General features: G+C 66.8%; 7 protein-coding genes and 1 pseudogene. All 8 read left to right on the top strand.

Annotated features, from left to right (window positions below):
- On the top strand, positions 1-426 hold a 426-nt coding region (locus QZ281_RS02335; RefSeq protein ID WP_292224256.1), incomplete at its 5' end, for an undecaprenyl-diphosphate phosphatase.
- Between the two features lie 38 nt (positions 427-464).
- Positions 465-1,364 (top strand): class I SAM-dependent methyltransferase, encoded by a 900-nt coding sequence (locus QZ281_RS02330; RefSeq protein WP_292224254.1) that lies wholly within the window; start codon positions 465-467, stop codon positions 1,362-1,364.
- A 34-nt stretch (positions 1,365-1,398) separates the two neighbouring features.
- A complete protein-coding gene (locus QZ281_RS02325) occupies positions 1,399-2,133 on the top strand; it encodes a pseudouridine synthase (protein WP_292224252.1) in 735 nt (244 codons plus the stop codon).
- A gap of 58 nt (positions 2,134-2,191) precedes the next feature.
- On the top strand, positions 2,192-3,406 hold the full coding sequence (locus tag QZ281_RS02320) for an FAD-dependent oxidoreductase (protein ID WP_292224249.1): 1,215 nt from the start codon (positions 2,192-2,194) through the stop codon (positions 3,404-3,406).
- Between the two features lie 32 nt (positions 3,407-3,438).
- Complete coding sequence (locus QZ281_RS02315) at positions 3,439-4,080, top strand: phosphoribosylanthranilate isomerase (RefSeq protein ID WP_292224262.1); 642 nt, start codon at positions 3,439-3,441, stop codon at positions 4,078-4,080.
- A gap of 32 nt (positions 4,081-4,112) precedes the next feature.
- Positions 4,113-5,327, top strand: coding sequence for a tryptophan synthase subunit beta (gene trpB, locus QZ281_RS02310; protein ID WP_292224246.1), 1,215 nt, complete (start codon positions 4,113-4,115; stop codon positions 5,325-5,327).
- Entirely contained in the window at positions 5,324-5,788 is a 465-nt protein-coding gene (locus tag QZ281_RS02305) for a hypothetical protein (protein WP_292224245.1), read from the top strand. Before trpB ends, QZ281_RS02305 begins: the two co-directional genes overlap by 4 nt.
- Positions 5,785-6,424: pseudogene (trpA, locus tag QZ281_RS02300) on the top strand (tryptophan synthase subunit alpha); the annotation flags it as partial. The gene QZ281_RS02305 and the pseudogene trpA, both read left to right, overlap by 4 nt.

The following is a 6,424-nucleotide window of genomic DNA, read 5'->3' as shown; positions in this document are numbered from 1 at the left end:
GCTCTGGACCGGATGGACAAGCGGCCCCAGTGGCTGAACGCCGAGACCTATCCGATGCGGGTCTATTTCCTGATCGGCCTGTTCCAGTGCCTGGCCATGATCCCCGGCGTGTCGCGTTCGGGCGCCACCATCGCAGGCGGCCTGCTGCTGAAGACGGACAAGCGTTCGGCCGCCGAGTTCAGCTTCTTCCTGGCCCTGCCGACCATGGGGGCGGCGGTCGCCTATGACCTGCTGAAAAGCTACAAGACGCTGGACTTCAGCGACATCGGCCTGATCGTCATCGGTTTCGTCGTGGCCTTCATTTCGGCGCTGGCGGTGGTGCGGGTGTTGTTGGACTTCGTGTCCAAGCGCGGCTTCGGCGTCTTCGCCTGGTGGCGGATCGCGGTCGGCGTGGTCGGCCTGATCCTGCTGCAGATGGGTTTCTGAGGCTGGCCCCTGCGGCCTTGCGGCGTTAAGGGGCGGGCATGAGCACGCTTCTTTATGGTCGTCCGCCGGTTGTCTTCGATCCGCCGGGCGTTGCGACCCAGACCTCGCCCCTGATCCCCGGCTCCACGCCGCTTGAGACCGTGCCCGAGGGTTCGGTCGATGAGGTGATGATCTATGCCCCGCCCGGCGTGCTGGAGCGGCGCTATGTGCTGGCGCAGGCGCTGCGGGCGTTGAAGGTCGGCGGGCGGCTGGACGTCATGGCCTTCAAGGACAAGGGCGGGTCGCGCCTGAAGAAGGAGTTGCTGGCCTTTGGCGTTGAGGTCGGTGAGACGGCCAAGGCCCACCATCGCCGCTGCATCGTGTTCAAGCCCGAGGCGATGACCGGCGTTGACGCCGCCATTGCCGATGGCGCGCCCCGGATCGTGCCGGGGCTGGAAGCCTGGTCACAGCCGGGCGTCTTCGCCTGGGACCGGATCGATGCGGGCTCGGCCTTGTTGGCTGAACACCTGCCGGCGCTGAAGGGCGCGGGTGTGGATCTGGGCTGCGGTTACGGCGCGCTGGCGACGGTTGCTCTACGATCAGCGGCGGTGACGTCGCTGCGGATGATCGATCTGGATCGCCGCGCGGTCGAGGCGGCCCGGAAGAATGTCGAAGACGCCCGCGTCACCATCGAATGGGCCGATGTGCGCACGATGGCGGCGGACGGCGAACTGAATTTCGTCATCTCCAACCCGCCCTTCCACGATGGCGGGGCCGAGGACCGGCGGTTGGGGCAGGCCTTCATTCGCAAGGCCGCCGAACTGCTGAAGAAGGGCGGCGTGGCCTGGATCGTCGCCAACCGGCACCTGCCCTATGAGGCCGAACTGAACGCGGCCTTCAACCGGGTGCGGATGGTGGCGGATGCAGGCGGCTACAAGCTGTTTGAGGCGGTGAAATGAGCGCGCGCTCAAGCAGCCCTAAGGGCGTTAGCGCATGAAAAAGACGCCGACCTCGCGCGTCGACCGTCTGCTGGGCTCGATGGGCTATGGCTCGCGGGCCGAGATGGCGCGAATGGCCAAGGCGGGCGGCATCGTGCTGGACGGCGTGGACCTGACGGATGTGTCCAAGCGCATTCCGGTGACGCCTGATCTGCCGACCCGGATGGAGATTGACGGCCAGCCGCTGGACCCCGTGCAGGGGCTGGTGCTGATGTTGAACAAGCCGCTGGGCATGACCTGTTCGCACAAGGAAGAGGGCGCGCTGGTCTATGACATCCTGCCGGGCCGTTGGCGCGAGCGGGATCCCGCCATCTCGACCATCGGGCGGCTGGATAAGCAGACGACGGGTCTGTTGCTGCTGACCGACGATGGCGACCTGCTGCACCGGGTGATTTCGCCCAAACGCCATGTGACCAAGGTCTATCGCGCGACGCTGGCCCGGCCTCTGGTCGGAACCGAAGGCGACCTGTTCGCGTCCGGCGAACTGGTGCTGGAGGGCGAGGACAAGCCGTTGTCGCCCGCCGTGCTGGAGGTGGTGAGCCCGACCGAGGCTCTGCTGACGGTGACCGAGGGCCGCTATCATCAGGTACGGCGGATGTTCGCCGCCGCCGGAAACCACGTCGAGACCCTGCACCGTGAACGGATGGGCGGGCTGGTCCTGCCCGACGACCTGGCGCCCGGTCAGTGGCGTCTGCTGAGCCAGGCCGAGATCGACAGCCTGTTCGACTGACGCGCCTGGAACCGGAGCGTCGATAGCGATCTATCGCTTCGCTTAGGCGGAGTGGATCATGGACGGCGCGACGATCAAACGGGATTTGCGGACCGGACGCTCTCTATGGGCGGACAGCCCCGGCCTGGGCGTGAAGACGCGGCCCCTGACCGAGGCGATCTCGGTCGATGTCGCCATCGTGGGGGCGGGGATCAGCGGGGCGTTCTTGGCCCATGAACTGGCGCGCGATCACAGGGTTGCGGTGCTGGATCGACGCCCGCCGCTGATGGGTTCGACCCTGGCCTCAACCGCCATGCTGCAGTGGGAGATCGACCTGCCGCTGAGGACGCTGGGTGCGCGGATCGGAGAGGCGAACGCCAGACGCGCCTATCGCCGGTCGCGTTCGGCGGTGGACGCCCTGCAGAAGATCGTCGCCGACGAGGGCATACGCTGCGGCCTCAAACCCAAGGGCAGCCTCTATCTGGCCGGGGACGAATACGGCCATCGCGCACTGGAGGCGGAAGCCGAGGCGCGGGCGGCGATGGGGCTGGAAAGCCGCTACATCAGCCCGGCTGAGCTGCGTGAACAGTTCGGCATCGACCGCACCGGCGCCATCGTCTCGGAGGGGGCGGCCAGCGCCGATCCGGCCCGTCTGGCGGCAGGCCTGCTGCGCCGGGCGACCGAAAAGGGCGCCAGAATCTATTCCAAGGTCGAGGTGCTGGAGGCGGTCAGCGACCCCGACGGCGTGACCCTGCTGACCGACGCGGGCCACGCGGTGCGGGCCGGGAAGGTGGTCTTCTGCTGCGGCTATGAGTTTCCAAAAGGCGTGCCGACGCCGGGGGCGAAGGTGATCTCGTCCTGGGCGCTGGCGTCAAAGCCGCGGGTGCGCTGTCCGGCCTGGCTGCGCGACACCTTGGTGTGGGAAGGCTCTGACCCCTATCTCTATTTCCGCATGGGCGGTGATGGTCGGCTGATCGTCGGCGGCGAGGACGAAGCGTCCGCCACCGCGCATGAGGACAAGGCCAAGCTGAAGCGTAAATGTGAGACGATCGCCAGTAAACTGCGACGCCTGCTGCCGGATCTGGAGTTCGAGATGGACTACACTTGGGCAGGGGCTTTCGGCGAAAGCGCGACCGGACTGCCGCAGATCGGTCCGGTCGAGGGGCATGACCATGTCCACGCCGTCATGGGGTTCGGCGGCAATGGCATCACCTATTCAGTCATCGCCTCACAGATCATCGGCTGCACACTCCGGGGGCAGGTTGATCCCGACGCGGACCTCTATCGGGCTTGACGTTCCACAGGGCGGCGCGCACCTCCACGGCCATGACGACCCTGATCAAGATCTGCGGCCTGACGACGCCGGACACGCTGGACGCCGCGCTGGACGGCGGGGCGGATTTCGTGGGGGCGGTGGTCTTCCCCAAAAGCCCGCGTCACATCGCGCCTGCAGACGCCGCCGTGCTGTTTGAACGGGCGCGGGGGCGGGCCAGGGTGGTGGCGGTGACGGTCAACCCGGACGACGCCCTGCTGGAAGAAATCGCCCGCACGCTGAAGCCGGACTTCATCCAACTGCACGGAGCCGAGACGGCCGAGCGGGCGGCAAGCGTGCGGGCGCTGACAGGGGCGGGCGTCATCAAGGCCCTGCCGATCCGGCATGGCGAGGATTTCGCCGCGGCGGACGAGTGGGATTACCACGCCGACCACCTGATGTTTGACGCCAAGCCGCCGGAGGGCTCGGTTCTGCCCGGCGGTGTGGGGCACAGTTTCGACTGGACCCTGCTGGCGGACCGGGTGTTTCGCCATCCCTGGTTCCTGGCCGGTGGTCTGAACCCGGACAATGTGGCCGAGGCCCTTCGGATAACAGGGGCGCCGATGGTGGACGTCTCCTCTGGCGTCGAAAGCGCGCCGGGTGTTAAGGACGCGGGCCGGATCGCGGCCTTCATCGAGGCTGTGCGCCGGTCGTAATTCCGACGCCGCCTTGCGTGAAAGCTGACCTCGTGACCGCAACCTTGCCCAACACCTACGCCTGGCCTGATGCGCAGGGGCGTTTCGGCCCCTATGGCGGGCAGTTCGTCGCTGAAACCCTGATGCCGCTGATCCATGAGTTGGACGCAGCCTATACGGCGGCCAAGGCGGACCCGACCTTCCAGGCCGAGCTGGACAGCTTCCTGACCCATTATGTCGGTCGTGAAAGCCCGCTCTATTTCGCCGAGCGTCTGACCGAGCATTTCGGCGGGGCCAATATCTGGTTGAAGCGCGAGGACCTGAACCACACGGGCGCGCACAAGATCAACAACTGCATGGGCCAGATCCTGCTGGCCCGCCGCATGGGCAAGACGCGGATCATCGCCGAGACGGGCGCAGGCCAGCACGGCGTGGCCTCGGCCACCGTAGCGGCCCGCTTTGGTTTGCCTTGCACCGTTTATATGGGCGCGGTCGATGTGGAGCGGCAGCAGCCGAACGTCTTCCGCATGCGTCTTCTGGGTTCGGAAGTCTTCTCGGTCACGGCAGGCGCTGCGACCCTGAAGGACGCCATGAACGAGGCGATGCGTGACTGGGTCACTAATGTCGCCGACACCTATTACATCATCGGCACGGCGGCGGGCCCGCACCCCTATCCGGCCATGGTGCGCGATTTCCAGTCGGTGATCGGCAAGGAGATCAAGGTCCAGTCGCGCGCTCAGATGGGCAAGCTGCCGGAGGCCGTGGTCGCCTGTATCGGCGGCGGGTCCAACGCCATCGGCGCCTTCCATCCCTTCATCGAGGACGAGGGCGTGCGCCTGATCGGCGTCGAGGCGGCGGGCTATGGCCTGGATACGCCCGATCACGCGGCGTCGCTGAAGGGTGGTCGCCCCGGCGTGCTGCACGGCAACCGCACCTATCTGCTGCAAGACGACGACGGCAACATCGTCGAAGGCCACTCGATCTCGGCGGGTCTGGACTATCCGGGCATCGGGCCGGAGCACGCCTGGCTGCACGACATCGGCCGGGCCGAATACCGCTCGGCGACGGACGCAGAGGCGCTGGAGGCCTTCCAGCTGTGCTCGAAACTGGAAGGCATCATTCCGGCGCTGGAGCCATCGCACGCTTTGGCGCGCACCGGTGAAGTGGCGCGGGAAGTCGGCAAGGGCGGCGATGTCGTCCTGTTGATGTCGGGACGCGGCGACAAGGACATCTTCCAGGTCGCCAAACATCTGGGAGTGGAACTGTGATCCGTAACCTGCTGGCGGCGACGGCCGTACTGATGATTTCGACCGCTGCTCAGGCCCAAGCTCCGGCCCAGCCGCAGGTTGCGGCGCCGACGGACATCCCTCTGCTGCCGGGCGCACAGGCGGCGGCGGACTGCGGTGGTCTGCTGCGTCTGAGCGGCAGCGCGTTTTGCGTGACTGCGCCTCTGGGCGAGATCGGCGCGTTGGCTGACGCCTATATCGCCGACCTTGAAACCCGCCATTGGCTGGCTGCTGGCGGCGGCGACAATCGCGTCGTCTTCGTCAAGCGTCGCGACGTCGGCGGATGCGACGGCCTGCAGATGCAGGCCTTCTATGACACCTCTAAGGCCGATGTGACGGCGACCGATCCTGGCTATCTGGCCTTCGCCACCATCCCCGGCGACGTCTGCGCGGCCCAACCTGCCGCGACGACGGCTCCTGCCAATGGAAACTCGCCGCAATGACCACGGCCCGTATCGACGCACGTTTCAAGGCGCTGAAGGCCGAGGGCCGCGCTGCCTTTGTTCCCTATGTAATGGGGGGCGATCCTTCGCGTGAGGAGGCTCTGGCCATCCTGAAGGGCCTGCCTGCCGCGGGCGCCGACATCATCGAACTGGGCTTCCCCTTTTCGGATCCGATGGCCGAAGGGCCGCCGATCCAGAAGGCGGCGATCCGGGGTCTGGCCGCCGGTTTCGGTCTGCGCTCGACCATGGATCTGGCGCGTGAGTTCCGTAAGGAAGACGACGCCACGCCGATCATCCTGATGGGCTATCTGAACCCGATCGAGAGCCTGGGCTATGACGCCTTCGCCGACTATGCGGCGGCGTCGGGCGTTGACGGCCTGATCGTGGTCGACTGTCCGCCGGAAGAGGCGGCGCCTCTGGTTGAGGCGCTGGACAAGGTGTCGATCTCGCTGATCCGTCTGGCCACGCCGACATCCGACGATGCCCGTCTGAAGATCGTGGTCCAGGGCACATCCGGCTTTGTCTATTATGTCGCCGTTGCGGGCGTGACCGGGGTCAAGGAAGCTGACGCCGACGTCGTGGCGCCTGCCGTGGCGCGGGTGCGTGCGGCTTCGGGCCTGCCGGTCGCCGTAGGCT

The sequence above is a fragment of the Brevundimonas sp. genome (assembly GCF_018608325.1).
Taxonomy (GTDB): domain Bacteria; phylum Pseudomonadota; class Alphaproteobacteria; order Caulobacterales; family Caulobacteraceae; genus Brevundimonas.
The sequence above is the reverse complement of the archived record's forward strand: the minus strand, read 5'-3'. Positions and strand labels throughout refer to the sequence as shown.

Coding starts and splice junctions, on each gene's coding strand:
- QZ281_RS02330 (WP_292224254.1), top strand. CDS start 465: ATGAGCACGCTTCTTTATGGTCGTCCGCCGGTTGTCTTCGATCCGCCG.
- QZ281_RS02325 (WP_292224252.1), top strand. CDS start 1,399: ATGAAAAAGACGCCGACCTCGCGCGTCGACCGTCTGCTGGGCTCGATG.
- QZ281_RS02320 (WP_292224249.1), top strand. CDS start 2,192: ATGGACGGCGCGACGATCAAACGGGATTTGCGGACCGGACGCTCTCTA.
- QZ281_RS02315 (WP_292224262.1), top strand. CDS start 3,439: ATGACGACCCTGATCAAGATCTGCGGCCTGACGACGCCGGACACGCTG.